Source organism: Streptomyces sp. 11x1, from assembly GCF_032598905.1.
Lineage (GTDB): Bacteria > Actinomycetota > Actinomycetes > Streptomycetales > Streptomycetaceae > Streptomyces.
In genome coordinates this window covers 1,600,387-1,625,775 of record NZ_CP122458.1, presented here as the reverse complement: position 1 = coordinate 1,625,775, position 25,389 = coordinate 1,600,387, and the positions used below count along the sequence as shown (strand labels likewise).

Genomic DNA, 25,389 nt, shown 5'->3' with positions numbered 1-25,389 from the left:
CCAGGCCGGCAACAGGGGGCGTGTCGTCGGGTACGGGTGGGAGGGGCGTCCCGCCCACGGGGGTCGAGGGGGCAGGCCGGACGGCCGCACGAACGCACGATCGGCAAAGGTGGTAGTTGAGTGAAGCTGACGATTCTGGGCGGCGGAGGATTCCGGGTGCCCCTCGTGTACGGGGCGCTCCTCGGGGACCGCGCCGAGGGCCGGGTCACTCGTGTCGTCCTGCACGACCTGGACGCCGAGCGGCTCTCCGCCGTCACCCGCGTCCTCGCCGAGCAGGCCGCGGACGTCCCCGACGCCCCCGAGGTGAGCGCCACCACCGACCTCGACGAGGCCCTGCGCGGCGCCGACTTCATCTTCTCCGCGATCCGGGTCGGCGGTCTGGAGGGCCGCGCGAACGACGAGCGCGTGGCCCTGGCCGAAGGGGTCCTCGGTCAGGAGACCGTCGGCGCGGGTGGCATCGCCTACGGCCTGCGCACCGTCCCGGTCGCCGTGGACATCGCCCGGCGCGTGGCCCGGCTCGCCCCGGACGCCTGGCTCATCAACTTCACCAACCCGGCGGGCCTGGTCACCGAGGCCATGTCCCGTCACCTCGGCGACCGCGTCATCGGCATCTGCGACTCACCCGTGGGCCTCGGCCGCCGGATCGCCCGCGTCCTCGGGGTGACGAACCCCAAGGAGGCCTGGATCGACTACGTCGGCCTCAACCACCTCGGCTGGGTCCGGGGCCTGCACGTCGCCGGCCGCGACGAGCTGCCCCGTCTCCTCGCCGACCGCGACCTGCTCGGCTCCTTCGAGGAGGGCAAGCTCTTCGGCGTCGACTGGCTCCAGTCCCTCGGCGCGATCCCCAACGAGTACCTGCACTACTACTACTTCAACCGTGAGGCCGTCCGCGCCTACCAGGCCGTCGAGAAGACCCGCGGCGCCTTCCTCAAGGAACAACAGGCCCATTTCTACGAGGAGATGCGCCGCCCCGACGCCCACGCCCTCAAGGCCTGGGACCGCACCCGCGCCGAGCGCGAGGCCACCTACATGGCGGAGAACCGGGAGACGGCCGGCGCCGGCGAACGCGACGCCGACGACCTCTCCGGCGGCTACGAGAAGGTCGCCCTCGCCCTGATGCGGGCCATCGCCCGCGACGAGCGCACCACCCTCATCCTCAACGTCCGCAACAAGGGCACCCTCACCACCCTCGACACCGAGGCCGTCATCGAGGTGCCCTGCCTGGTCGACGCCAACGGCGCCCACCCCGTCTCCGTCGCCCCCCTGCCCGACCACGCCACCGGGCTGGTCTGCGCGGTCAAGGCCGTCGAGCGCGAGGTCCTGGCGGCGGCCGAGGCGGCTTCCCGCGCGACGGCGGTGAAGGCCTTCGCCCTGCACCCCCTGGTGGACTCGGTCAACGTCGCCCGCCGTCTGGTCGAGGGCTACACGGCCGTGCACCCTGGCCTCGGGTACCTGAAGTAGGCTCCCCCTCAGAAAGCGCTTTCCCGACCCCACCTGCTCCCGCATCTGCTCCACCCGCTCCCGCACCACCCTCTCTGGAGACCTCATGCATGACGAACGCCGCCGGATCGAGGAACGCGTAGAGCGCGTCCACACCCAACGCATCAAGCCCGCCCTCTACGCGGCCTCCGTCCCCTTCGAGGTCGAGGCCTGGCAGGCGCCGGGCGAGCCCGTGCCCTTCGAGGAGGCCGCCGCCGCCTCGTACGCCCCGTTCGCGATGGACACCCCCTGGGGCCCGCCGTGGGGCACCACCTGGTTCCGGATGCGCGGACAGGTCCCCGCCGAGTGGGCGGGCCGCCGCGTCGAGGCCGTCATCGACCTCGGCTTCGTCGGCGACTGGCCCGGCAACCAGGCCGAGGCCCTGGTCCACCTCGTCGACGGCACCCCGCTGAAGGCGGTCAACCCGCTCAACCAGTACGTGCCGATCGGCAACCCCGTACGCGGCGGCGAGAGCATCGACTACCTGGTCGAGGCGGCCTCCAACCCCGACATCCTCGCCGACAACTTCTCCAGGATCACCCCGCTCGGCGACATCCTCACCGCCGGCGACAAGCCGCTCTACACCTTCCGGCGCGCCGACATCGCCGTCCTCGACGAGGAGGTCTTCCACCTCGACCTGGACCTGCAGGTGCTGCGCGAGCTGATGGTCCACCTCGGCGAGCACGAGCCCCGCCGCCACGAGATCCTGCACGCCCTGGACCGGGCCATGGACGCCGTCGACCTCGACGACGTCTCCGGCAGCGCCACGGCCGTCCGCGAGATCCTCGCCCCGGTCCTCGCCAAGCCCGCCCATGCCAGCGCCCACACCATCTCCGGCGTCGGCCACGCCCACATCGACTCGGCCTGGCTGTGGCCGATCCGCGAGACCAAGCGCAAGACCTCCCGCACCTTCTCCAACGTCACCGCGCTGGCCGACGAGTACGAGGACTTCATCTTCGCCTGCTCACAGGCCGTGCAGTACGAGTGGGTGCGCGACAACTACCCGCAGGTGTGGGAGCGGATCAAGAAGGCCGTCGACAAGGGCCAGTGGGTACCGGTCGGCGGCATGTGGGTCGAGTCCGACGGCAACCTGCCCGGCGGCGAGGCCATCGCCCGCCAACTGGTCCACGGCAAGCGGTTCTTCATCGAGCACTTCGGCATCGAGACCAGGGGCGTCTGGCTCCCGGACTCCTTCGGCTACAACGCCTCCTACCCGCAGCTCGCCAAACTCGCCGGCAACGAGTGGTTCCTCACCCAGAAGATCTCCTGGAACCAGACCAACCGCTTCCCCCACCACACGTTCTGGTGGGAGGGCATCGACGGCACCCGCATCTTCACCCACTTCCCGCCGGTCGACACCTACAACGCCCGCTTCAGCGGCGAGGAGATGGACCGCGCGGTCCGCAACTACCAGGAGAAGGGTGCCGGTACGCGCTCGCTGGCCCCGTTCGGCTGGGGCGACGGCGGTGGCGGCCCCACCCGCGAGATCATGGAACGCGCCCGCCGACTGGCCGACCTCGAAGGATCCCCGAAGGTCGTCGTCGAACACCCCGACGAGTTCTTCGCCAAGGCCCGCGCCGAGTACGAGGACGCCCCCGTCTGGAACGGCGAGCTCTACCTGGAGCTGCACCGCGCCACCTACACCTCCCAGGCCCGCACCAAGCAGGGCAACCGCCGCAGCGAGCACAAGCTGCGCGAGGCGGAGCTGTGGGCGACGACGGCCGCGCTCCACGCGCCGCAGTACAGCTACCCCCACGAGAAGCTCGACCGTCTCTGGAAGACGGTCCTGCTCCACCAGTTCCACGACATCCTGCCGGGCTCGTCCATCGCCTGGGTGCACCGCGAGGCGGAGGCGGAGTACGCGCGGGTCGCCGAGGAACTGGAGGAGCTGACGGCCGAGGCCGTCGCGGCACTCGGCGGCGGCGACGCGCGTGTCTTCAACACCAGCCCGCGCGACCGAGCCGAGGTCGTCCGCACGGCCGAGGGCACCCCGGTGTACGTCACGGTGCCCGCGAACGGCAGCGCGCCCCTCACCGCCGCCGAGCCCCCGCACCCCGTCACCGTCTCCGGCCGCGTCCTCGACAACGGCCTGGTCCGGGTGGAGATCGCCGAGGACGGCACCCTCGCCTCCGTCCGCGACCTGGTCACCGACCGCGAGGTCCTCGGCGACAAGGGCAACCTGCTCCGCCTGCACACCGACCTCCCCAACTACTGGGACGCCTGGGACGTCGACAAGCACTACAAGAACCGCTACACGGACCTGCTGGACCCCGAGTCGATCACCGTGGTCGAGGAGAACCCCCTCCTCGGCGCGATCCGCGTGGAACGGACCTTCGGCAAGGGTTCCCGTCTCACCCAGACGATCACCCTGCGCGCAGGCAGCCCCCGGATCGACTTCGAGACGGACATCGACTGGCACGAGGCCGAGAAGTTCCTCAAGGCAGGCTTCCCGATCGACGTCCGTGCCGCCCACTCCTCCGCCGAGATCCAGTTCGGCCACATCCAGCGCCCCACCCACACCAACACCAGCTGGGAGGCGGCCCGCTTCGAGGTCTCCGGCCACCGCTGGGTGCATGTCGGCGAACCCGGCTACGGCGTCGCGGTCATCAACGACTCGACCTACGGCCACGACGTCTCCCGCACGGTCCGCGAGGACGGCGGTACGACCACCACGGTCCGCCTCAGCCTGGTCCGCGCCCCGCGCATCCCGGACCCCGAGGCCGACCAGGGCAAGCACCGCTTCACGTACTCCCTCCTCCCCGGCGCGGGCATCGAGGACGCGGTCGCCGAGGGCTACGCCCTCAACCTGCCGCTGCGCGTCGCGGACGCGGCGGGCGCACCCGAACCGGTCGTGTCCGTGGACGGCGAGGGCGTCACCGTCGAGGCGGTGAAGCTCGCCGACGACGCCTCGGGCGACGTCGTGGTCCGGATCTACGAGTCGAGCGGCGGCCGGGCTCGGGGCGTCCTGCGCACCGGATTCCCGCTCGCCGGGGCCCAGATCACCGACCTGCTGGAACGCCCCCTGTCCGAGGCGCCCACGGACGGCGACGGCGTCCCGGTGACCCTGCGCCCGTTCGAGGTGCAGACACTACGGCTGACGGTGGGCAAGGGCTGACCCGCCGACAGGGCCTAGAAGCGTCCTGAAGATCTTGAAAATGCGCCCGGCTTGCCCTACTTGATGGCGATTGACATTTACCGGCAATCCAGGGTGAGTCGGGCGGCCAGAGCAAGATCTTCAGCGGTCTCCTAGTGTCCTGAGTCTTTGATTCGGTTCAGATATCCGGTGAGGCGTTCGAAGATCTCGTCAGCGGTCTTCGTCCAGACGAAGGGCTTGGGGTTGTCGTTCCAGTCGGCGATCCAGGTCCGGATGTCCTTCTCCAGGGCTTGGACGTTCCTGTGGACGCCACGCCGTATCTGCTTGTCCGTCAGCAGGGCGAACCAGCGCTCCACTTGGTTGAGCCAGGAGGCGCTGGTCGGGGTGAAGTGCATGTGGAACCGCGGATGGGCCAGCAGCCACTTCTGGATCGCGGGCGTCTTGTGGGTGGCGTAGTTGTCGCAGATCAGGTGGACGTCGAGATGGTCGGGGACCTCCTTGTCCAGCTTGGCCAGGAACTTCTTGAACTCCACCGCGCGGTGCCGGCGGTGGAGCGAGCTGATGACCTCGCCGGTGGCCGCGTTCAGGGCGGCGAACAGGGTCGTCACGCCGCCGCGCAGGTAGTCGTGGGTGCGGCGCTCGGGCATGCCCGGCATCATCGGCAGCACCGGTGCCGACCGGTCCAGTGCCTGGATCTGCGACTTCTCGTCCACACAGAGGACGATGGCCCGCTCGGGCGGGTCCAGGTACAGGCCGACGACGTCGCGGACCTTCTCGATGAACTGCGGGTCCTTGGACAGCTTGAAGGTGTCCACCAGATGCGGTTTGAGGCCGAAGGTCCGCCAGATCCGCGAGATGGTGGACTGGCTCAGGCCGCTGGCCGCGGCCATTCCCCGCGTCGACCAGTGCGTGGCGTTCTTCGGGGTGGTCTCCAGGGTCCGCACGACCACCTCCTCGACCTTTTCGTCGCTCACCGTGCGGGGCGGGCCGGGCCGCGGCTCGTCGGACAGGCCCTGGAGCCGGTCGGCCGCGAACCGCCTGCGCCACTTGGCCACCGTGACCGGGTGGACCCCAAGCTCCGCTCCCACCGCGGTGTTCGAACCGCCCTCAGCACACGCAAGCACGATCCGGCACCGCAACGCCAGAGCCTGCGAGGACGCTGCTCGCCGCGACCAGCGCAGCAGCGTCTCTCGCTCCTCATCCGTCAGGACCACTTCGACCGTCGGCCGACCCATACGCGCCATGAGCCCAGCCTACTTCTTTAGCGAAATAAAGACTCAGGACACTAGCGCAGTTCCCCGCGCCCTTCTCCAGGGGCGCGGGGAACTGCGCGAACGGGGTCCGGGGCGGAGCCCCGAATCTTTGACACGGGGGTCGAAGGGGCGGCAGCCCCTGGGGATGGGACGGGTAGGGGCGGCGGGGGCGAGAGAACTCAGACGGCGAGCGGCCGGTCGGCGACCGTCGGCTTGCACGCGACCGGCGGCGCCACAGCCACAGGCCGCGCATCCACCGCAACCGCCACCTCGGCCACGGCCACCTCGGCCACAGCCACGTCCGCAACCCCCACCTCAGCCACCTGATGCGGCAACGACACCGGACGCACCGGCCGCGGCCCCGACACCACCGTGTAGTCCTGCCCCAGCCGAGTCGGCAGCACATCCCCCGTCTCCTCGCCGAGCGCCAACCGCACGGCCGCCCACGGCGCGTTGATCCCGCACAGCGCGAGCTGGTGCAGCCCGCCCGCCGGGCGCGTGTTCACGTCCATCAGGACCGGCTCGTCGCCGTACATCCGGAACTGGATGTTCGTCAGGTGGTGCAGCCCGAACCGCTCCGCGAGCCGCCGCGCCGGCTCGATCCACGCCGGGTGGAGCGTGAAGCCGCGCCGCCGGCCGTTCTTGGTGCGGCCCACGGCCATCCGGACCCGGCCGTCGGGGCCGGTGAGGCAGTCGACGGACACCTCCGGCTGCTCCAGCCGCGGCATCACCATCCAGTCGACGGGCTCCTCGGCCGCCCGCACCGCCTCCACGACCATGTCGAGCTGGACGTACGGGCTGGGGAAACCGCTGAGGTGATCGAGCGAGAAGGGGGCGCGTGTGACGACACGGAAGCCCACACCGCCCGCCCCGGACGTCGGCTTGAAGCACGCCCTGTGTCCGTCGGCCTCCAACTCCTCGACGGCAGCGACGAGTTCGTCGGCGTTCGTCACCCGGTACCACGGCGGCACCGGAATCCCGTGCTCACGGACCGCCTCGTACGCGGTCACCTTGTCCTCGAACACCTCGATGGCTTCGGCGGTCGGCGCCAGCAGGGCCGTACCGACGGCGGCGAACTCCTCGCGGTGCGCGGCGAGGGCCGCCTGGTGCAGCCGGGGCACGAAGACATCGATGCCGCGCTTGGCGCACTGGTCCAGCGCGTACTCCACGTACGCGGCGGGGGAGAGGCCCTCGGGCTCCAGGTCGGCGGTGTCGGCGGCGGCCAGTACGGGGGAGTCGGCGTCGCCGTGCGTGGCATGGATGTCCACCGGACGAGCGTGCGGATTATGCCGCAGCTGATCCATGAAGAAGACATTCTCCGCGTACGTGCGGTTGAGCCAGACGCGTACGCGAGAGACCATGCAGGCCGCCTTTCCAAGGTTCGCGGGCAGGGCGAAGCAGGCCGTGCCCGGCCAGGGGGGATGGAGGTACGCCGAACCGCCGTACGCGAAGGAGGGGCGTGGCGGTGGTGTAGGACGGATCATACGGCCACTGGGACCCATGTTTCTGTCACGCGCGTGTTAATCCTCGCGCGGCGGTGTCTTCGCACAGGTCGGCGGGGTCCACGGGCGCGCCGACGGCGCACACGGGCGAGTCGGCGGTGTTCCCCGACAGGGCGACGACGGTGTTCCCCGCCCCGGCGGGCCGTGGCTCGGCAGGTCGGTCTTGTCCGTGGGCGCGCACCTGTGTTCTCGTGTTGATGTTCGGCGTTCGGAGAGGAGCACGGGTGGAGTCGAGGGTCGGCCGTCACGGAAATCTGCTGGCCGTCAGTGATCTGCACATCGGCTATCCCGAGAACCGCGCCCTGGTCGAGCGGATGCGCCCCGAGAGCGACGACGACTGGCTGCTCGTCGCCGGTGACGTCTCCGAGACCGTCGCCGACATCCGCTGGGCGCTGACGACCCTCGCCGACCGCTTCGCCAAGGTCGTCTGGGTGCCGGGCAACCATGAACTGTGGACCCACCCCAGCGAGACCGTCCGGTACCGGGGCGTCGAACGGTACGACCATCTCGTGGCCCTCTGCCGGGAGCTGGGCGTCGTCACCCCCGAGGACCCGTACCCCCTGTGGGAGGGGCCGGGCGGCCCGGTGGTGATCGCGCCGCTGTTCCTCCTGTACGACTACTCGTTCCTGCCCGACGGCTGCGCCACCAAGGCGGAGGGCCTGGAGTACGCGCACGGCACCGGAGTGGTCTGTGCCGACGAGCACGTGCTGCACCCCGACCCGTACCCGACCCGGGACGACTGGTGCCGCGCCCGCGTCGCCGAGACCGAACGCAGGCTCGCCGAACTCCCGCCCGACCTGCCGAAGGTGCTGGTCAACCACTACCCCCTGGACCGGCACCCGACGGACGTCCTGTGGTACCCCGAGTTCGCCATGTGGTGCGGCACCGAGCTGACCGCCGACTGGCACCGGCGGTTCAACGTCGAGGTCATGGTCTACGGCCATCTGCACATCCCGCGGACCACCTGGCTGGACGGGGTCCGCTTCGAAGAGGTGTCCGTGGGATACCCCCGCGAGTGGCGACCGCGTCCGGAACCCCCGGGCAGGCTGCGCCGCATTCTGCCGTTGGAGGTCGGAGCCGGTGATCGAGGAACTGCTCCCGGGAGCGGTCGTGGTCGTGGAGGCGCACGCCCATGAGGAGGCCGCCGCCGTCGAGGGGGTCGAGCTGTACCCCGAGGAGGAGGCGGTCGTCGCCCGGGCGGTACCGAAGCGGCGCCGCGAGTTCACCCTCGTCCGGGCCTGCGCCCGGCGGGCCATGGAGAAGCTCGGGGTCGCCCCGCGGGCGATCGTGCCCGGCGAGCGTGGCGCCCCCCGCTGGCCGGACGGCCTGACCGGCAGCATGACCCACTGCGAGGGATACGCCGCCGCCGCCCTGGTCCGCGCCGTCGACCTCGCCTCCCTCGGCATCGACGCCGAACCCCACGACGCCCTGCCCGAGGGCGTCCTGACGGCGATCGCCCTGCCCACGGAGGAGACCCGGCTGCGCCGGCTGACCGCCGACGACCCCTCGGTCCACTGGGACCGGCTGCTCTTCAGCGCCAAGGAGTCCGTCTACAAGGCGTGGTTCCCGCTCACCCGGCGATGGCTGGACTTCTCGGAGGCCGACATCGAGGTGACCGTGGGCCCCGACGGCCGCTCCGGCCGCTTCCGCGCCGAACTCCTCGTACCGGGACCGGTGGTGGCCGGCCGGCGACTCGACGTCCTCGACGGTCGCTGGAGCGTCCGACGGGGGCTGGTGGCGACCGCGGTCTCGGTTCCCTTTCCCTCCGAGGCCGAGGACGCCGGATGACCACCCTGTCCTATGTTGAGCTGCACAGACAGGTCGCGCCGGAGATCGACGCGGAGATCGCCACCGCCCTGGAGAGCCTCGGGCCGTCGTCCGGGGCGGTCCGGCGATCCATATCCGGGCTGCTGGGCCACCAGCGGATGAAATACCCCCTGTCCGTGCTCCCCCTGCTCGTGCACGCCTGCGAGACCGGGGCCCCGGGACCGGCCGTTCCCCTGGCGGCCGTGCACGTCCTGTGGTGGACCTCCGCCTGCTACCTCGACGACCTGGCCGACGGGCACGGCGCGCACACCCCCGCCGGACTCGGCACGGACGAGGCGCTGCTGGCGTCCGTCCTCAGCGGACAGGCCCTGCCCATCAGGATCGTCCAGGCCCAGCCGGTGCCGGACGCGGTGCGGGGCGCCCTCACCCGGGAGATCGTCGACTGCTGGATCGACGCCGTGGAGGGCCAACTGCGCGATCTGCACGGCGACCTGACGAACGCCTCGTGCGACGCGGTCGTGGCCGCCTGTCGCGGGAAGTCCGGCGCACCCTTCGGGATGATCACGGCGATGGCCGCGATCCTCTCCGGCGCCGGGAGCGAACGCACCGCACTGTGGCGGGAGTTCGGTGAGGTCTTCGGAATCCTCTGGCAGCTCTTCAACGACCAGGAGGACCTGCTCTCCGGCCGCGACGAGGACCTGCTGAACGGCACGGTCACCTATCTCCTCGCCTGCGCCCTGGAGGAGGCGCCCCCGGGCTCCCGGGAGCGGGTCGCGGAACTCGGGCGCGCCGCGCGCGGCTCCGCAGCGGCCCGCGCGCGGTTGCGCGCACTGCTGCTCGGCCCCGCCGTGCTCCGGCGGTTCGAGAAGGACCTCGCCGCGTTCCGCGACGACGCGCACCGGGTCCTCGACGAACTGAGCGGCGACGAGAGCCATGTGCCGGCCCTGCGGCAACTGGTGGACCAGGCCGCCGGGATGTACCTGACCATGGGTCTGCCCTAGACCGGGACCGGCGAGGGCCCGCCGGAGGTCACCCGGCGGACCGTAGGAGCCCGCGCCCCCGCACACGGAGACCGCGCTCACTCACACCCGCGGGCACCAGCTCCGCAGCAGCTCGAAGAACTCCTCCTCGTTGCCCGAGAGCCCCGCCGCCGCCAGTGCCTGCTCCGCCTCGGCGAGCGCGGCGGGCGGCACCACGGGTGGTCGGCGGGAGTCCGGCGGCCCGTCGAACGCTGCTCGTACGGTCCCCAGCAGCCGAAGATAGGCCTGTACGGCGGCGCGCTCGCGGTCGGTCAGTACGGCGGTCGGCATCGAACGGCTCTCCCCTGGTCGGATCGGCGAAACTCCGTGCCCGCCCCGGCACAGGGGCGGGCACACTCCCAGCTTGCCGTCCACCACTGACAATCCCGCTCTCCCGCGCGGAAGTCGCCCTAGGAGCCCGCTCCAAGCACCGTTCTTCGCTCATCCTCCGTCAGGGGCGGTTCCGCCAAAGGAGGTTTGACCGGGCCGCGCAGCACCGCGAGGACGACCTCCGGCCGGACCAGGGCGCCGATCGGCGCGGTGAGGGTGACCACGCCGAGGTACGCCCGGAACACCAGGGGCCGGCCGAGCGCTGTCCGCATCAGCCGCTCCACGTAACGCCCGAAGAGCCTCTGCGCCGCGTTCGGCCGTTTGCCGATGGCCTCCGGGTACCGGATGTCCGTGCCGGTGGCCAGCTCCCAGGCCAGGCTCACCGGCTTCGCCACCGCCCTCTGCACCCGGCGCGCCAGCCCCGGCGCCGTGAGACCGAGCGCGGCGACCCGTTCCCGCAGTACGAGAGCGCTCTGCGCGGCGACGGACATGCCGTGGCCGTAGATCGGGTTGTACGTGGCGACCGAGTCGCCGATCGCGACGAAACCGTCGGGCCAGCCGGACACCTTCTCGAAGAAGCGGCGCCGGTTGATCGTGCTGCGGGTGACCACGACGTCCGTCAAGGGCTCGGCGCGGGAGATCAGCTCGCCCACGACGGGGTGCCGGACGTCGTCCCGGGCGAACGGCTCGAACTCCTCGGACCGCGCCGTCGGTTGACCGCCTCGGGTGCCCGACAGCGTCACCAGCCACCGCCCGCCCTCGATGGGCACGAGCGTCGCGCTCCGCCCCGGCACCGGCTGCGACCCGTCCGGCTGCACATTGACCACCGGGTACTCCTCGGTGCCCGCCGGCGCCCGGAAGACCCGGCTCGCGTACACGAGACCGGAGTCGACCTCGTCCATCGGCGCGGGCGCGACCCCGAGCGCGTCGAGCCAGGCCGTGCCCCGCGAACCGCGCCCGGCGGCGTCCACCACCAGATCGGCCGTGAGGACCCGGTCCTCGCCGTCGGCGGAGGAGAGCCGGATGCCCGTCACCCGGGAGGCGTCGCCCGCCAGGCCCAGGATCTCTGTGCGCTCCAGCACGGTGACGCGAGGGTCGGCGACGAGCCGGGCGCGGACGACCGACTCCAGCAGATCGCGGCTGCACGCGATCATGAACTCCATCTCCGGCCAGCGGCGGATCCAGCCCTGCGGCGACAGGGAGACCAGTCCGGTCGGCAGCGGGATGCGCCGGGCACCCGCGGCCAGCCAGGCGTCGGTGACGCCCGGCAGCAGCTCCTCCATCGCCCGGGCCCCGCCCGACCAGAGCAGGTGGGCGTGCCGGGCCTGGGGCACGCCCTTGCGTGGCTCCGGACCCTCGGGCAGCGCGTCGCGTTCGACGACGGTGACCTCGGCGTGGTCGCGCAGCGCGGCGGCGGCCAGCAGACCGGCCAGGCCCGCGCCGACGACGACGGCTCGCCGGGGAGTCGTGACCGCGCCGTCGCGCGGGCCGCTAAGGGGTTCGCTCATGGAAGTCGCTTCCTGACCTGGTCGCGGCGGCCCATTCGCGGGCGGCCGCTACGACGGGTGACTGACGCAGGGCGATGGACATCCGCACGAGGTCACGGGGGTTCTCGGCCGGCGGGGCCGGGGCGTCGGCCGGTGCCGAGCTGATGACCCGGCCCTCCGGATCGTCCGCCTTCGCCCGCACCGCCGCCGTCACCATCGCCGCGTCGGCCTCGGCCCGCGCCTGGACGGGCTCCGAACCCGACGCGACGGCCGCGTCGTACGCCTTGGCCCGCACTTCGGCGTCGAAGTACGGGTACAGGCTGAGCATGCCGTCGTGGATGTCGGACTCGCGCTGTGTCATCTGGAGCCGGGCCGGCGCCCACCAGGAGATCCGCACCTCGTGGCTCGCCTGGGCCCAGACGGGGCGCAACTCCCGCCACAGCGGGCCGAGCCGGCGGTACATGGACCAGATGGTCCAGGAGTCCCCGAGGCGTTCCCCGGCCAGCGGCAGACAGAAGCCGACCGCGCAGACCTGCGCGCCGACGGACGACAGCACGGGCGCCACGTACGTGCTCAGATAGTCCAGGTCGCCGCCCTGCCAGCGGGCCACCACGGCGATCAGCTTGACCGCCGCGAACGGGACGTTGAGCAGGAAACCGAACGCGATGATCAGCAGCCCCGCGCGCAGCCAGCCGCGCACCTGGAGCGCCCAGCGCCAGCACATCACGTTCATCGCGAGCCCCGCGACCATGAACCCGGTCAGGTACAGCACGATCATCTCGCGCAGGAACGGGGCGCCCGCGTAGTACGTGTCGAAGTCCCGCACCCGCTCGACGGGGGCCTCGCCGAGCACGAACAGCACCACGATCGCCACGCACACCGCGCCGTACCCGGCGATCCAGCGGCGCGAGAGGCGACGGGTCGTCTCCGGCGGGCCGCCCCGCCAGTTGGTGATCAGCACCAGGCAGGAGCCGCTGAACGCGCTCAGCAGCAGATAGACGACGGCGGCCGAGACGTTCGTGACGCCCGTGACGCGGTTCAGCTCGATGATCGTCGGCGGCGCGGCGAAGCAGAAGACCAGGGCGGCCAGGGTCATCAGCGCGCACACGGACCTGATCAGGGGATCGCCCCAGTTCCGCAGCAGCGCGGGCGTCTTGAGGGCGAGGGCGATCGTCATCGCGACGGCCGGAATGTAGTAGCTGGACCCGTCCATGTCTTCGGAATTCTCGGCGTCTCGGCGTCTCGGCGTCCGTGCCGCTCAGCCCTGCGGCCCGCGGTAGCCGAGCGAGGCCCCGATGCGGCCGGCCAGGTGGTCCCGGCGCACCGGCCCGCGCAGCGCCGAACCGGCCAGCCACATACGGCACTTGCTGGCCAGCAGCAGTCCGAAGCTCTCCGCGTCCTGCTCGTCGGACAGGTCGAACCGGGTCCGGGCGACGACCCTCAGCACGGTCTCCTCGAGATCGGCGTCCTGGCTCAATAAGCGCGCGGCGACGGCGGCGCCGTCCACGTGCTGTCCGCAGTGCCCGGCCTGCATGTGCCACAGCTCGTGACCGAGGATCACCAACTGGTGGTCGGGCGCGGTGCGTTCCTCGATGACGACCAGGTCCTGCTCGGCCATGTCCAGCCACAGCCCACTGGCCGTACCGGGCGGGAAGGCGGCGGTGCGGTAGTGGACGGGGCGGCCGCGGCGTCTGCTCATGGCGTCGCACAGGGCGCTGTAGAGATCGGCGGGGTCCGCCGGTGCCGGCAGGGTGAGTTCGCCGACCAACTCGCCGCACAGACGGCGCATTTCCCTTCCGATGCTCACAGTTCTCCCCCGGTCAGGACTCGGGCCGCTTGACGCTCTCCAGCAGCATGTCCAGCCACTCCGCGACCTTGTCGCGGTGCTGGTCGGTGGGCAGCTGCGCCGCCCGCCAGGCGATGGAACGCACACCGTGGTTCTGGAGCAGCCGCTGCAACGGGTCGTCCGCGGCCTCGGTCGCCGCGCGCTCGCGGTCGGCGAGTTGCTGGAGGAGCTCCTGCTCGGTCCGCATCAGGGCGCTCGCCAGCGCCTCGGGATCCTCGGCGGTCAGGAAGCCGGCGTGGACCCTGAAGAAGCGCTGGATGGCGTCGCAGTGCTCCATCGTGGGACGCCGGTCGCCGTTGATCAGGGCACCCGCCTGCTGGCGCGACATGCCCGCGCCGTCGGCGATCTCCTGCTGGGTGTACTTGCGGCCGTTGGGCTTGAGCCGGGTGCGTCGCAGCAGGTCGAGGCGTTGCAGAAAGCGGGCCTGGACGTCCGGCTCACCGGCGCGCCGACCGCTCAGCAGGGCCTTCACGACCGCCTCCGGCACACCCGAGGCCACCGAGAGCCGCCGGGTGTCGAAGACCTCCGCGTGCCCCACGCGCAACTTGTCCGCCAGCGCGGTGACACGGGCCACGACGGCCGGCAGCAGAACCGTCGCCGCGGCGTCCGGAACCTCGAAGCCATCCGTCACCGACAGATCTCCTACGTCTCTCTCAGGCCAATTTCGCGGTACTGCGGAATCCGTGGATCCAAGCCTGGCGCGAGACCCTGGTCCCGGCAAGTACACCGTGAACTGCGGGGAGACTAGCGGTTCGGTCGAACTCACATCCAGGTCTCGCCACAACTGTGGCGAGATTCAGCCGTCAACCGGCGTCGAATGCCACGATAGTTGACACGCCTCCGCTCGGGGCAGGAGGATCAAGGAGCCGCGTGAAGGCCGCATAGGCAAGAGGGGTGACCTCCCGATGGCACATCAGGCAGGAGGGCAGCGGTCGGTACCGCGGCCCGTCCCCGACACTCTCGAAGCCCAGGAAGCGCAGGCGTATCTCCAGGACTACGCCGTACTGCTGGACTCCGTCCTGTTCCCGTCCGTCGTCCTCGACCACCGCTGGGACGTCGTCCTGAGCAACGCCGCGTTCCGCGCGCTCTTCACCGCAGTGGGGCCCCACCCGACGGCCCTGCCGGACGACAACTTCCTCCGCTTCGTGCTCTTCCACCCGGACGCCGCCACCGTTCTCGGTGACCACGAGTCCAGTTGGTGTCTGCCGATGCTCGCCCACTTCGCCGCCGCCGTGGAGCGCCACCCCCAGGACCGGGGCCTGCAGTCCATCCGCCGGGACATCGCTCAGGACCCCATCATGGACGCCGCCTACCGCCACGGCCTGCCGCACTGGCTCCGCACCGTCGGCCCCGGCGCGATCCGTCACGACGGCGCCGTCCGGCCCCTGGTCCACCCGGACCCGCGGTGGGGCGCGACCCACTGCCGGGTCGTCGGCGAGAGCCCCGACACCCTCCACGACCTCGGCTACCACCGGATGACCCTCGTCCTGCACGAGGTGAACCGTCCGACCGACCACGCCCGCAGGGCCCGCCGCCCCCGCCGACCCGCATCGACCCACCTGAGCGTGGTGCCCTCCCCCGAGAGGTGAGCCGCACCCCCTCCGGCGCCGCCGGCGTTCAGGTCGCCGACGGCGCCGGAGGTCAATCCTTCTCCAGCGTATCCTTCTCCAGCGCGGTCCCCCGCTTGGCCGCCTGGATCTGCTCGTACACATGGGTGCGCAGTTCCGCGAAGCGCGGGGCCACGCGGGTGTGCAACTGGTCGCGCTCGGCGGGGAGATCGACCTTCAGCTGCTCCTGGACGACCGTGGGGGAGGCGGACAGGATCAGGACACGTTCGCCCAGGTAGACGGCCTCGTCGATGTCGTGGGTGACGAAGAGGATCGTGATCCCGCGCTCCCGCCACAGGCCCCGTACGAGATCCTCCAGGTCGGCGCGGGTCTGGGCGTCGACCGCCGCGAACGGCTCGTCCATCAGCAGGACGTCCGGCTCGTACGCCAGCGCGCGGGCGATGGCGACCCGCTGCTGCATCCCGCCGGACAACTGCCACGGATACGCCCCGGCGGCGTCGGACAGACCGACCGAGGCGAGCGCGCCCTCGACCAGACCCCGCCGCTGCTCGCGGCTCAACCTCTTCTGCCTGAGCGGGAGTTCGACATTGTCGCGGACCCGCATCCAGGGGAAGAGGCTGCGCCCGTACTCCTGGAAGACGACCGCCATGCCCGGCGGCGGCCCCTCCACCGGCCGTCCCATCAGGCGGACTTCACCCGCCGTCGGCCTCAGCAGCCCCGCCACGCACTTCAGCAGGGTCGTCTTGCCGCAGCCCGACGGGCCCACCAGACACACCAGTTCGCCGGCGTCGACGGTGAAGGTGAGGTCCCGCACCGCCTCCACGCGGCGCCCGGAACCCTCGTAGACCTTCTTCAGGCCCGCTACCTCAAGCAAGGCGTGCATCGCCCGCTGCTCCTTCTCGAGTTTCACTACGACCGCCGGGAGGACGCGCGCTGACCGTGGTACCAGCCGAGCACGCGCCGCTCGACCAGCCGGAAGACGACGGACAGCAGGAACCCCAGCAGGCCGAGGACGAGAATGCCGGTCCACATGTCGGGGATGGCGAAACCGCGCTGGAACTGGACGATGGTGTAACCCAGTCCGTTGCTGGCCGCGGTCATCTCGCTGATGACCATGAGGATGATGCCGATGGACAGCGCCTGGCGCAGCCCGGCGAAGATCTGCGGGCTCGCCGAGCGCAGCACGACGTTCCGCAGCCGCGCCGCGCCCGTGATGCCGTACGACCTGGCCGTCTCGGACATCACGGAGTCCACCGCGCGGACGCCCTCGACCGTGTTGAGCAGGATCGGCCAGACACAGCCGCTCGCGATCACGGCGATCTTCATCGTGTCGCCGATGCCCGCGAACAGCATGATGACCGGGACGAGGACGGGCGGCGGCACCGCCCGCAGGAACTCCAGGACCGGTTCGCAGACCGCCCGCACCCGCCGGTGGGTGCCGATGACCGTGCCGAGCGCCACACCGACGACCGCCGCCAGGGCGTACCCGGCGGTCAGGCGCAGCAGGCTGGGCAGGACGTCGGCGCGCAGCCGCTCGGCCGTCCAGACGTCCGGGAACGTGGCGAGGATCGTGCGCAGCGGCGGCCAGTACACATCGGTGCTGCCCGCCGACGCGAACCACCAGACCGTGACCAGGACGAGGGGGAGGGCGACGACGAACAGTGGTCGCAGCAGGGCACGGCTCACACCGCCACCTCCCCGCGCACCGACTGGTGCCAGGCCAGCGCCCGCCGCTCCACCGTCCGCGCCCCCACGTTGATGAGCAGCCCCAGCAGCCCGGTGACCACCACCAGGGCGTACATCTCCGGCACCGCCTGCGAGCTCTGCGCGACCGCGATGCGCTGGCCCAACCCCGGCGCTCCGATGACCAGTTCGGCGGTCACGGCCAGGATGAGCGCCACCGCCGCGGCCAGCCTGACGCCGGTCATGACGTACGGCAGGGCGGTGGGCCACAGCACATGGCGAATCCGCGCCCACGTACCGAGGCCGTAGGAGCGGGCGGTCTCCTCGGCGACCGGGTCGACGTCCTGGACGCCGTACAGGGTCTGGATCAGAACCTGCCAGAAGGACGCGTAGACCACCAGCAGCAGCACCGACCGCAGTTCGCTGCCGTACAGCAGGACCGCCAGCGGGATCAGCGCGACCGAGGGGATCGGGCGCAGGAACTCGATCGTGGAGGACGTCGCCTCGCGCAGATACGGCACGACGGCGATGACGATCCCCACCAGGATCCCGGCGGTGACGGCGATCAGCAGCCCGACCGCCCAGCCGGTGAGGGTGTCGCCGAGCGCCGTCCAGAACGCCTCGTCGGCGAACTCGGTGCCGAGGGCGCCGGCGACCCGGCTGACCGGCGGGAAGTAGGCGTCCCTGACGACGCCGACCCGGGGGACCGCCTCCCACAGCACGAGGAACCCCACGAGGCCGGCCGCGCCCAGCGCGGTGTTGCCCGTCCTCACGGAAGCAGCTTGTCCAGGTCCGGGGCCTTGTCGAACAGGCCGTCCTGCACGCCCAGTTCGGCCAGCCGTTCGATGGAGGGGCGGTCGGGTTCCGCGGGGAAGTGGGGCAGGGTCAGCTTGTCCCGCAGGTCGTTCGGGATCTTCGTGTACGTGGTGAGGATCGCGCGGACCTCGTCGGGGTGGCTGTCGGCGTACTCGAGGGACTCGACGGTCGCCTCCTGGAACTTCTTCACCAGCTCCGGGTTCTTCTGGGCGTACTGCTGGGAGGTGAAGTACATGGCCACGGTGAGGTTCGGGTCCACGTCGAAGAAGTTCGACGCGATGGACCGGCCGCCGGCCGCCTTGACGGTGGCCAGCGCGGGCTCCGGGGTGCAGGCCCCGTCGACCTGGCCCTTGTCGAGCGCGGCGGGCATCTGGTCGAAGGGCATCTCGACGAACTCGACCTTCGACGGGTCGCCGCCCGCCTTGCGGATCGACTCCCTGATGGAGGTGTCACAGATGTTGTTGAGCGTGTTGACCGCGACCTTCTTGCCCTCCAGTTGGTCGGGGGACTTGACGGGGCTGTCCTTCTTCACCGTGATGCCGCAGAAGTCGGCACCCTTCTCGGCAGTGGACGCCACACCGTTGGCCACGACCTTGACAGGCACGTTCTTGGACTGGGCGACCAGCAATGACGTCGTGTTGCTGAACCCGAACTGGAACTGGCCGGAGATCACACCGGGCACGATCGCGGCCCCGCCCTGAGCGGGCGTCAGCTCCAGCTTCAGGCCGCGCTCGGCGTAGAAGCCCTTCTTCTGGCCCAGGTAGACGGGAGCGACATCCAGGATGGGAATGATGCCGACCTTGAGGGTGGTGGTACTGCCGGACGCGCCGGCCCCGCTCGACCCCGAGGAGTCGGACGAACCGCAGCCCGTGGCGGCCAGAAAAAGAGCGCCGGCCGCGAGGCCGATGGGCAGACGACGCATGGCTCCCCCTAGTGGGACAGTTGCTCGGCAAACGTGTGCGTGGACCGCACGGCAGTGCACAGCGCGAACGTAGAGCGTCGGTGCGAGTGGGTCAATGCCCCCGCTGTGCAAGGTCGCTGACGTTTTTGCAAGAGTGCTCCTGGCGTGCGCAGAGCGCACCACCGTGTGTACGAGGCGCATCACCGTGTGTACGAGGCGCATCACCGTGTGTATGAGGCGCACCGCCGTGAGTGCGGAGCGCGCGTGCCGGGCGTCTCCGTGCGTCTGCCACGAGGCGACGATGGCCGATCAAGACCGGTTGGGCGCGGCCCGCGAACCGCACTTCGTCTGCGGCTGGGCGGGCTCACTCATGCTCACTCCCCAGGAACGGTAAGTCCTGGTCGACCAGGACTGGAAGAGGGGCTCCGCTCGGTCGCCGCCCCGGTGCGGGACCGGGACGGTGAGGTGGCGGCCGCCTTGAACATCCCGTCCACGCCGGCCGTACCTCCGTGGAGGCGGTACGCCGCGACCTGCTGCCCCATCTGCTCGCCACGGTCGCCGGGATCGAGGCGGACCTGTGTGTGACGGGGGCGGCCGTGGGCCGGGCGCGAGCCCTGGCCCCCGGCTCCGGCGCCCCTACAGGTCGAGCACCAGCCGCGAGCCCTGGCAGCGGGACACGCAGATGAGCATGGTCTCCCCGACCGCGCGCTCCTCGTCGCTGAGCACCGAGTCGCGGTGGTCCGGGGTGCCCTCCAGGACGTCCGTCTCACAGGTCCCGCACGTGCCCTCCGTGCACGAGTACAGCACCTCGACCCCGGCGGCACGCACGGTGTCGAGCACGGAGACCCCGACGGGAACCGTGACCGTCTTGCCCGTCCGCTCCAGCACGACCTCGAACTCGCCGTCCGGGCCGGTCTCCTGCTCCTTCGGCCGGAACCGCTCGATGCGGAGCGCCTTGCCCGGGCACCGCTCCTCGACCGCGTCGAGCAGCGGTCCGGGACCGCAGCAGTAGACGAGAGTGTCCTCGGGCAGCCCGTCCAGCACGGACCCGAGGTCCAGCAGCCCGCTCTCGTCCTGCGGGGCGACCGTCACCCGGGTGCCGTACCCGGCCAACTCCTGCTGGAACGCCATGGATGCACGGCTGCGCCCGCCGTACAGCAGCGACCACTCCGCGCCCGCCGCCTCGGCGGCGGCCAGCATCGGCAGGATGGGGGTGATGCCGATGCCACCGGCCACGAACCGGTAGCGGGGCGCCGGCTCCAGCGCGAAGTTGTTGCGCGGGCCGCGCACCCGGACCTTGTCGCCGCGCGCCAACTCCGTGTGCACGTACGCCGATCCGCCGCGCCCGTCGGGCTCCCGCAGCACCCCGATCCGCCAGGTGTGCCGGTCCGCCGGGTCGCCGCACAGCGAGTACTGCCGTTCCAGCCCGGGGCCGAGCAGCACATCGATGTGCGCGCCCGGTTCCCAGGCCGGGAGTTCCTCGCCCAGTGGATGCCGCAGGGTGAGGGCCAGCACGCCGTCGGCGGCGAACTCCCGGCTGTCGACGATGAGTTCGACCTCGTGGACGGACGAGGCGGAGGACGAGGTCATGAGGTGTTTCCTTGTGGCTCTGTGCCTTGCGGCTCGTGTCCTTGCGGGTGGGCGAGCATCCACTCCCACATCTCGATGGGGTCCTGCGCGGTGTGCTCGCGCCCGCAGTGACAGGTGCCGTGCAGGATGTCCGTGCCCGGCAGCCAGGCGATGCGGTAGACCTCACCGGTCCGGAAGGTGGGCGGTGTGCTCACTGGACCTTCTCCACCGGCTTCTCCCCCTGCTCGACCAGCCGGGCGAGGATACGGCGGGCGGCCAGACCGCCGGTGTCGATGTTGATGCTCAGCTCCTGGTAGCCGGTGCGCTCGGAGCCCAGCGTCTCCTGGAGCAGGTTCAGCGCGACGACGTCCTGCATGACGACCGTGTGGTTGTTGCCCCTGAGGAACTCGGTGACCTCGTCGTCCTCGGTCGCCCAGTCCCGGGAGACCATCCAGAAGTCGTACACCTTGCCGTCCGTCGACGGGGTGATCGCGTAGGTGATCTCGGTGTGGAAGCCGTTGGGGTCGCTGCCGTCCGCCTCGGGGAGCACGCCCACCGGCGCGATCCGGCTGTGCAGCAGGTACAGGCAGGGGGCGAAGTACTCGATGTCCTGCCAGCGGGTGATGCGTCCCTCGATGCCGGTCGACCTCGCGTAGAACGGCGGGCACTCGGCGTCGTCCATGTGCCGGCTCACGCGCACGACGCCGGCGCCCTCGTCGACCTCGGTGGTGATCGGTGTCTCGGCGACCTCGGGGGTGCCGATGTAGCCGCCGTGCAGGTAGGTCTCGTGGGAGAGGTCGAGGAGGTTGTCGACGAGGAGCCCGTAGTCGGCGTCGATCGGCTCCATACCGCGCACGGTCGTCCAGCCGGGAGCGGCCAGGTGCTTCGCGCGCGGGATCGTCTGCGGGTCGGCGAGCGCCGGGTCGCCTATCCACACCCAGATCAGCGAGTCCTGCTCGACCACCGGGTAGGAGGCCACACGAGCCGTCCGCGGGATCCGCTTCTGCCCCGGCACGTACACACACGCGCCCGTCGTGTCGTACGTGAAGCCGTGGTACCCGCACACGATCCGGTCCCCGTCCAGCCCGCTCTTGGAGAGCGGGTACCGGCGGTGCACACACCGGTCGTGCAGCGCGACCGGCGTCCCGTCCTCCTCCGTCCGGTAGAAGACGAGCGGCTCACCGAGGATCGTCCGGCCCAGCAGTTCCCGCCCCACCTCTTCGGCGTAGGCGGCGACGTACCACTGGTTCCTGGCGAAGGCGGTCATGTGAGGCATGGGGGTTCCCGTCCCTGTCGGCGGGGCGTCGTCGCCCCGCGTGCCGTGGTTGGAATCAGGGTCGTGAGGCTTGTACCGGCTCGGCAAGGCGGCTTCTGCCAGGCGGAAGAACTTCTACAAAGGGGCTGGTCAGAGCCTTGCCCTGTCAACCCTTAGTCGCCAGAGTGGAGTGCCGCGTGGTGCGGCCATTCGGTTCGCGCTCGGGGGAACCGGGGGCGGCGATGGCGAGTGCGACTACTCACTACGTGGCGTTAATCGCCCAAGAATGTCCACTTAGTTTTAATTGTGAGACTCCTCTATTGGTGGATGCTGGGTACAGCGGCAAGAATCGGCATCACTGCAGGTCAACTACTGTTCGTTTTGGAGTCTGGGGTTCTCGGGGCGAATCCGGGTCGACGACTGGGTGGCCACCGGGCCCTCGTCGCCGGCCTCGAGGCCGACGGCGCCGGTGATGATGCCGGAGCCGATGCGCAGCGCCAGACGGGCGGCGATCTCCTTGCCCTCCGCGGAGGACGGGACGAGGACGGCGGCGAGGGAGCCCGCGGCGGACACAGGCTCGACGGCGGCCTGGAGGGCGTCGACCTTGGGGACGACCAGGTAGTCGGCGTACTCGGCGTACTCGGCGGCCTCGTGGGTGAGGACCTTGACCGCGCCGTGCTCGGCGAGGGCGGCGGCGGTGTCACCGGCGCCGCCTCCCAGCGCGACGGCGACCGGCTCGCCGATGCGGCGGGCCAGGGTCAGCAGCTCCAGGGTGGGCTTGCGGACGGCTCACCCATCGGTCAGCTCCTCCTACTGTGTTCGGGCTCGGCCAGGGGACCTGGCCTGATCAGTGAGGCATGTCGTCCAGCGCGGTGGATATACGGGCGATATCCGGCGGTTCCACCGCGTAGAGGACCACGCTGGCGTCCGGCAGATCCGCCTCCGTGACCCGGAGGAAGCCGCCTGCCTCCAAGACGACCTGCGTGGCGGTGTCGCTCTCGTCCGGTGCGGCGACGATGCGGCGGCATTCGGAGTCGGCGGCGAAGAGGGCGGAGACGAATGCGCGCAGCAGCTTGGGGGCCAGCGCTTCGCCGGGCGCTCCCGGATCCGAAAGGTCGAGCCCGAGGGCGAGGTCGTGGGCGCCGAACGGGTAGCAGGCGTGGAGCGGGTGATGTGGGACGCGGTGAACGCGCAGCAGAGCCGTCGGGCCGCCGCCCGCCGGGGTAACCGAATAGGTGCGGGCGGCCTGCAGGGACGCGGTCGCGGGCTCGTCGATCGGACGTAGTTCCCAGTCGGCGTTCAGGACGGGCTCGGGCGGTGTGCGTGCCAGGCCGGAGAAAGTGATCATGTGGTGCTCACACCTCGTCAGCGCGCTGCTGTGCCTCGACCCAGCGGCGGAGTTCAGTCTTGGCCAGCTTGCCGCTTCCGTTGCGCGGTAGTTGTTCGGCGATCATCACCCGGGTCGGCAGCTTGTACCTGGCCAGCTGCCCACCGGCGAAGGCACGTACCTCCTCCAGGGTGGGAGCCGTGCCCGACTCGCAGGTGAGGACGGCGAGGACCGTCTCGCCCCACTTCGGGTCGGGGACACCGATGACGGCCGCCTCGATGACGCCGGGGAGGGCAGCCAGGACGCGTTCGACCTCGGCCGGGTAGACGTTCTCCCCGCCGCTGATGATCATGTCTTTGAGGCGGTCGACGATGTAGTACAAGCCGTCCTTGTCCCGGTGGGCGATGTCACCGCTGTGGAACCAGCCGGCCTCGTCGAAGGCGGAACGGGTGGCGTCCGGGTTGTTCCAGTAGCCGGTGGTGACGTTGGGGCCGCGCACGCACATCTCGCCACGGATGTCGGTGTCCCGGATTACGGCGCCCGTGGCGGGGTCGACCAGACGGACCTCGGTGTACGGCATGGGCGCACCGGCCGACCCTGCCTTCTCCGATGTCAGCCCGGCCGGGAGGTAGGTGGCGAAGGGGGCCGTCTCGGTCAGTCCCCACGCCTGCTGGAGCAGGACGCCGTGCTCGCCGTAATCCCTGATGAGTTGCGGCGGCACCGGTGCTCCCGCCACGATCGCCGCTCGCAGTGCACTGAGATCGGCCTCGCGGAACCCTGGCACGCGGGCCAGCGCGGCGAACATGGCGGGGACGGCGAAGAGACTGTTCACTCGGTGCTGGACGAGGTCTTCGAGGCACTGGGCGGGGTCGAAGCCGCGGCGCAGGATCACCGTGCCGCCGCGCAGCAGAGTGCGCAGGGTGAGTGCGTTGAGGCCGCCGATGTGGAAGAGCGGGGCGACGGCCAGGTTCACGTCGGCGGTGCGGGTGTCGACGACGCTGTCGACGTTGGCCGCGTTCCACCAGAGGTTGCCGTGAGTGAGCATGACCCCCTTGGGGCGACCGGTGGTGCCGGAGGTGTACATGAGGACGCCGAGGTCGTCGTCGTGCAGAGTCGCGGGTTCCCGGGCCGGCTGATCGGAGCCGAGCAGTTCCGACAGCGGCGTCCAGACGGCGGCGGGGGCGGCTGCCGCCGGGCACCGGGGGTCGGTGTCGATCAGGACGTGACGTCGTGCGGGCACCTCGTTCATGATCGACTCGACCAGTGCGCGGTGGCCCTGCTCGACGACCAGGGTGTGGGCGCCGCTGTCGACCAGAATGTGCCGCACCTCGTCCGGTGCGAGCCGGAAGTTGACCGGGACGAAGACCGCCCCGAGTTGGGCGGCGGCGAACAGGGTCTCGAAGAAGGTCACGCTGTTGAGGCCGAGGTAGGCGACGCGGTCACCGCTGCGGAGTCCGTTCGCGGCCAGCCCAGCGGCGAACCGGGTGACGGTTCGGCTGAGTCGGCCGGCGGAGATCTCGGTGTCCTCGTACACGAGCGCGCTCGGGCTTGTGTACTGGGCTCTGCGGTGCAGCGCCGCGGCGGGGCTGATGTCGACGGCGGCCATGGCGGCGGCTCCTTCGATGGCTGGTGTACGGGGTGCGGGGAAGGGTTACAGGTCGGCGCCGCCGGCGGGGGTGCGGAAGCCCCGGACGGCGATGCCTCCGTCGGCGGGGATCACTGCGCCGGTGACGGTGCCGCTGTCGGTGCGGGAGGCGAGCAGGACGTAGGGCCCGGTGAAGTCCTCGGGTTCGACGCTGGAGTCGTACAGCGGTATAAGAGGCGGTTGTTCGGCGCCGGAGGCCTCGTTCTTCTCGAAGGACGCGGCCAGCGTGCGGTCCTGCAGTCCCAGGCTCTGCGGACCGCGCAGCTTGGTGCGCATACCGCCAGTGGCGACGCCGTTGACGCGGACCTTCGGCGCCAGTTCATAGGCGAACTGGCGGACCAGGCCAAGGCAGGCGTGCTTGCTGGCCGTGTAGAGGGCGCCGCCGCCGTCGGTGTGGAAGGAGGCGTTGGACAGGGTCATGACGATACTGCCGCGGGTGGCCACCAGCTCCCGCCAGGCGGCCTCTACGGCCAGGACATAGCCCTTGACGTTGATTCCGAAGATCTCGTCGAAGGCCTCGGAGAGTTGCTTGCCGTCGAGACGGGTGACGCTGCGGTGGTAGTCCCAGATGCCTGCGTTCGGGACGAGGATGTCCAGCTTGCCGAACCGGGCGACGGTGGCCTCGACGGCGCGGTGCAGGTCCTCGGGAGACCGTACGTCGCCGGTGAGCGTCAGCATGCGGTCGGCCCGGTCGCCCGCGGCCTCTACGACCTCCTCCAACTGTGCAGCTCCGCGCCCGAGAATGGCGACGCTGGCGCCCTCGGCGAGGTAGCGCAGGGCGACCGCGCGGCCGATGCCGGAGCCGCCGCCGGTGATCAGGGCGACCTCGCCCTCCAGCCATCCCATGC

23 protein-coding genes and 2 pseudogenes are annotated in these 25,389 nt (G+C 70.9%); 7 read left to right on the top strand and 18 right to left on the bottom strand.

The genetic code is table 11. The features are described 5' to 3' along the window. The first annotated feature begins 120 nt into the window (after positions 1-120). Together P8T65_RS07320 and P8T65_RS07315 are read left to right on the top strand one after the other, a co-directional pair. Complete coding sequence (locus P8T65_RS07320) at positions 121-1,461, top strand: 6-phospho-beta-glucosidase (protein ID WP_316724550.1); 1,341 nt, start codon at positions 121-123, stop codon at positions 1,459-1,461. An 85-nt stretch (positions 1,462-1,546) separates the two neighbouring features. Next, entirely contained in the window at positions 1,547-4,594 is a 3,048-nt protein-coding gene (locus tag P8T65_RS07315; protein ID WP_316724549.1) for a glycoside hydrolase family 38 C-terminal domain-containing protein, read from the top strand. 131 nt (positions 4,595-4,725) lie between these two features. Here the strand turns inward: P8T65_RS07315 and P8T65_RS07310 are convergent, their stop codons facing one another. Further along, on the bottom strand, positions 4,726-5,817 hold the full coding sequence (locus P8T65_RS07310) for an IS630 family transposase (protein ID WP_316724548.1): 1,092 nt from the start codon (positions 5,815-5,817) through the stop codon (positions 4,726-4,728). 188 nt (positions 5,818-6,005) lie between these two features. Further along, positions 6,006-7,187 carry an ATP-grasp domain-containing protein gene (locus tag P8T65_RS07305; RefSeq protein ID WP_316724547.1) on the bottom strand — a complete coding sequence of 394 codons (1,182 nt, stop codon included), beginning with the start codon at positions 7,185-7,187 and terminating at the stop codon, positions 6,006-6,008. A 365-nt stretch (positions 7,188-7,552) separates the two neighbouring features. Between P8T65_RS07305 and P8T65_RS07300 the strand changes: the two genes are divergently transcribed. The 3 genes from P8T65_RS07300 to P8T65_RS07290 are packed head-to-tail and all read left to right on the top strand — an operon-like array spanning position 7,553 to position 10,096. Beyond that, positions 7,553-8,464, top strand: a complete 912-nt coding sequence (locus P8T65_RS07300) for a metallophosphoesterase (RefSeq protein WP_316724546.1) — start codon at positions 7,553-7,555, stop codon at positions 8,462-8,464. Then, positions 8,409-9,116 (top strand): 4'-phosphopantetheinyl transferase superfamily protein, encoded by a 708-nt coding sequence (locus P8T65_RS07295; protein ID WP_316724545.1) that lies wholly within the window; start codon positions 8,409-8,411, stop codon positions 9,114-9,116. The genes P8T65_RS07300 and P8T65_RS07295 overlap by 56 nt, the downstream gene beginning before the upstream one ends. Continuing rightward, positions 9,113-10,096 (top strand): polyprenyl synthetase family protein, encoded by a 984-nt coding sequence (locus P8T65_RS07290; protein WP_316724544.1) that lies wholly within the window; start codon positions 9,113-9,115, stop codon positions 10,094-10,096. Before P8T65_RS07295 ends, P8T65_RS07290 begins: the two co-directional genes overlap by 4 nt. A gap of 81 nt (positions 10,097-10,177) precedes the next feature. On the opposite strand, the gene P8T65_RS07285 is transcribed toward P8T65_RS07290, so the two are convergent. The 5 genes from P8T65_RS07285 to P8T65_RS07265 all read right to left on the bottom strand — a co-directional run bounded on the left by P8T65_RS07285 (position 10,178) and on the right by P8T65_RS07265 (position 14,408). After that, complete coding sequence (locus tag P8T65_RS07285; RefSeq protein ID WP_316724543.1) at positions 10,178-10,405, bottom strand: hypothetical protein; 228 nt, start codon at positions 10,403-10,405, stop codon at positions 10,178-10,180. A gap of 119 nt (positions 10,406-10,524) precedes the next feature. Beyond that, positions 10,525-11,952 (bottom strand): FAD-dependent monooxygenase, encoded by a 1,428-nt coding sequence (locus tag P8T65_RS07280; RefSeq protein ID WP_316724542.1) that lies wholly within the window; start codon positions 11,950-11,952, stop codon positions 10,525-10,527. Continuing rightward, positions 11,936-13,144: an MAB_1171c family putative transporter gene (locus P8T65_RS07275; RefSeq protein WP_316724541.1), complete on the bottom strand. Its 1,209-nt coding sequence runs from the start codon at positions 13,142-13,144 to the stop codon at positions 11,936-11,938. The genes P8T65_RS07280 and P8T65_RS07275 overlap by 17 nt, the downstream gene beginning before the upstream one ends. 45 nt (positions 13,145-13,189) lie before the next feature. Further along, positions 13,190-13,720, bottom strand: a complete 531-nt coding sequence (locus P8T65_RS07270) for a toxin-antitoxin system, toxin component (protein WP_316731509.1) — start codon at positions 13,718-13,720, stop codon at positions 13,190-13,192. 31 nt (positions 13,721-13,751) lie between these two features. After that, positions 13,752-14,408, bottom strand: coding sequence for a helix-turn-helix transcriptional regulator (locus P8T65_RS07265; protein WP_316724540.1), 657 nt, complete (start codon positions 14,406-14,408; stop codon positions 13,752-13,754). Positions 14,409-14,682: 274 nt separating this feature from the next. On the opposite strand from P8T65_RS07265, the gene P8T65_RS07260 reads away from it, so the two are divergent. Continuing rightward, complete coding sequence (locus tag P8T65_RS07260) at positions 14,683-15,366, top strand: hypothetical protein (RefSeq protein WP_316724539.1); 684 nt, start codon at positions 14,683-14,685, stop codon at positions 15,364-15,366. Positions 15,367-15,418: 52 nt separating this feature from the next. On the opposite strand, the gene P8T65_RS07255 is transcribed toward P8T65_RS07260, so the two are convergent. The 4 genes from P8T65_RS07255 to P8T65_RS07240 are packed head-to-tail and all read right to left on the bottom strand — an operon-like array spanning position 15,419 to position 18,766. Further along, positions 15,419-16,228, bottom strand: coding sequence for an ABC transporter ATP-binding protein (locus P8T65_RS07255; protein WP_316724538.1), 810 nt, complete (start codon positions 16,226-16,228; stop codon positions 15,419-15,421). Positions 16,229-16,254: 26 nt separating this feature from the next. Further along, positions 16,255-17,031 (bottom strand): ABC transporter permease subunit, encoded by a 777-nt coding sequence (locus P8T65_RS07250; RefSeq protein ID WP_316724537.1) that lies wholly within the window; start codon positions 17,029-17,031, stop codon positions 16,255-16,257. Then, on the bottom strand, positions 17,028-17,801 hold the full coding sequence (locus P8T65_RS07245) for an ABC transporter permease (protein ID WP_316724536.1): 774 nt from the start codon (positions 17,799-17,801) through the stop codon (positions 17,028-17,030). The genes P8T65_RS07250 and P8T65_RS07245 overlap by 4 nt, the downstream gene beginning before the upstream one ends. Continuing rightward, positions 17,798-18,766 (bottom strand): ABC transporter substrate-binding protein, encoded by a 969-nt coding sequence (locus P8T65_RS07240; protein ID WP_316724535.1) that lies wholly within the window; start codon positions 18,764-18,766, stop codon positions 17,798-17,800. Before P8T65_RS07240 ends, P8T65_RS07245 begins: the two co-directional genes overlap by 4 nt. Positions 18,767-19,156: 390 nt before the next feature. Between P8T65_RS07240 and P8T65_RS07235 the strand changes: the two are divergent. Continuing rightward, positions 19,157-19,431, top strand: a pseudogene (locus P8T65_RS07235) (IclR family transcriptional regulator C-terminal domain-containing protein); the annotation flags it as partial. Here P8T65_RS07235 and P8T65_RS07230 read toward each other — a convergent pair. The 7 genes and pseudogenes from P8T65_RS07230 to hcaB all read right to left on the bottom strand — a co-directional run bounded on the left by P8T65_RS07230 (position 19,382) and on the right by hcaB (position 25,387). Further along, positions 19,382-20,335 (bottom strand): PDR/VanB family oxidoreductase, encoded by a 954-nt coding sequence (locus tag P8T65_RS07230; protein ID WP_316724534.1) that lies wholly within the window; start codon positions 20,333-20,335, stop codon positions 19,382-19,384. The pseudogene P8T65_RS07235 and the gene P8T65_RS07230 overlap by 50 nt on opposite strands. Then, entirely contained in the window at positions 20,332-20,529 is a 198-nt protein-coding gene (locus P8T65_RS07225) for a hypothetical protein (RefSeq protein WP_184901854.1), read from the bottom strand. Before P8T65_RS07225 ends, P8T65_RS07230 begins: the two co-directional genes overlap by 4 nt. Further along, the gene (locus P8T65_RS07220; protein WP_316724533.1) at positions 20,526-21,590 is read right to left on the bottom strand and encodes an aromatic ring-hydroxylating dioxygenase subunit alpha; all 1,065 of its coding nucleotides are present in this window, start codon (positions 21,588-21,590) and stop codon (positions 20,526-20,528) included. The genes P8T65_RS07225 and P8T65_RS07220 overlap by 4 nt, the downstream gene beginning before the upstream one ends. Positions 21,591-21,986: 396 nt before the next feature. Beyond that, positions 21,987-22,358 (bottom strand): annotated as a pseudogene (locus tag P8T65_RS07215) (electron transfer flavoprotein subunit alpha/FixB family protein); the annotation flags it as partial. A gap of 58 nt (positions 22,359-22,416) precedes the next feature. Next, complete coding sequence (locus P8T65_RS07210) at positions 22,417-22,917, bottom strand: GNAT family N-acetyltransferase (RefSeq protein ID WP_316724532.1); 501 nt, start codon at positions 22,915-22,917, stop codon at positions 22,417-22,419. A 7-nt stretch (positions 22,918-22,924) separates the two neighbouring features. Further along, positions 22,925-24,502 (bottom strand): long-chain fatty acid--CoA ligase, encoded by a 1,578-nt coding sequence (locus P8T65_RS07205; protein ID WP_316724531.1) that lies wholly within the window; start codon positions 24,500-24,502, stop codon positions 22,925-22,927. A 45-nt stretch (positions 24,503-24,547) separates the two neighbouring features. Next, the gene (hcaB, locus tag P8T65_RS07200; RefSeq protein WP_316724530.1) at positions 24,548-25,387 is read right to left on the bottom strand and encodes a 3-(cis-5,6-dihydroxycyclohexa-1,3-dien-1-yl)propanoate dehydrogenase; all 840 of its coding nucleotides are present in this window, start codon (positions 25,385-25,387) and stop codon (positions 24,548-24,550) included. Positions 25,388-25,389: the final 2 nt, after the last annotated feature.

What these genes read in the sequence shown, in the direction of transcription:
- P8T65_RS07210 (WP_316724532.1), bottom strand. Translation starts at nt 22,917, where the DNA reads ATGATCACTTTCTCCGGCCTGGCACGCACACCGCCCGAGCCCGTCCTG.
- P8T65_RS07240 (WP_316724535.1), bottom strand. Translation starts at nt 18,766, where the DNA reads ATGCGTCGTCTGCCCATCGGCCTCGCGGCCGGCGCTCTTTTTCTGGCC.
- P8T65_RS07285 (WP_316724543.1), bottom strand. Translation starts at nt 10,405, where the DNA reads ATGCCGACCGCCGTACTGACCGACCGCGAGCGCGCCGCCGTACAGGCC.
- P8T65_RS07290 (WP_316724544.1), top strand. Translation starts at nt 9,113, where the DNA reads ATGACCACCCTGTCCTATGTTGAGCTGCACAGACAGGTCGCGCCGGAG.
- hcaB (WP_316724530.1), bottom strand. Translation starts at nt 25,387, where the DNA reads ATGGGATGGCTGGAGGGCGAGGTCGCCCTGATCACCGGCGGCGGCTCC.
- P8T65_RS07305 (WP_316724547.1), bottom strand. Translation starts at nt 7,187, where the DNA reads ATGGTCTCTCGCGTACGCGTCTGGCTCAACCGCACGTACGCGGAGAAT.
- P8T65_RS07220 (WP_316724533.1), bottom strand. Translation starts at nt 21,590, where the DNA reads ATGCCTCACATGACCGCCTTCGCCAGGAACCAGTGGTACGTCGCCGCC.
- P8T65_RS07310 (WP_316724548.1), bottom strand. Translation starts at nt 5,817, where the DNA reads ATGGCGCGTATGGGTCGGCCGACGGTCGAAGTGGTCCTGACGGATGAG.
- P8T65_RS07255 (WP_316724538.1), bottom strand. Translation starts at nt 16,228, where the DNA reads ATGCACGCCTTGCTTGAGGTAGCGGGCCTGAAGAAGGTCTACGAGGGT.
- P8T65_RS07315 (WP_316724549.1), top strand. Translation starts at nt 1,547, where the DNA reads ATGCATGACGAACGCCGCCGGATCGAGGAACGCGTAGAGCGCGTCCAC.
- P8T65_RS07280 (WP_316724542.1), bottom strand. Translation starts at nt 11,952, where the DNA reads ATGAGCGAACCCCTTAGCGGCCCGCGCGACGGCGCGGTCACGACTCCC.
- P8T65_RS07275 (WP_316724541.1), bottom strand. Translation starts at nt 13,144, where the DNA reads ATGGACGGGTCCAGCTACTACATTCCGGCCGTCGCGATGACGATCGCC.
- P8T65_RS07205 (WP_316724531.1), bottom strand. Translation starts at nt 24,502, where the DNA reads ATGGCCGCCGTCGACATCAGCCCCGCCGCGGCGCTGCACCGCAGAGCC.
- P8T65_RS07260 (WP_316724539.1), top strand. Translation starts at nt 14,683, where the DNA reads ATGGCACATCAGGCAGGAGGGCAGCGGTCGGTACCGCGGCCCGTCCCC.
- P8T65_RS07270 (WP_316731509.1), bottom strand. Translation starts at nt 13,720, where the DNA reads ATGCGCCGTCTGTGCGGCGAGTTGGTCGGCGAACTCACCCTGCCGGCA.
- P8T65_RS07230 (WP_316724534.1), bottom strand. Translation starts at nt 20,335, where the DNA reads ATGACCTCGTCCTCCGCCTCGTCCGTCCACGAGGTCGAACTCATCGTC.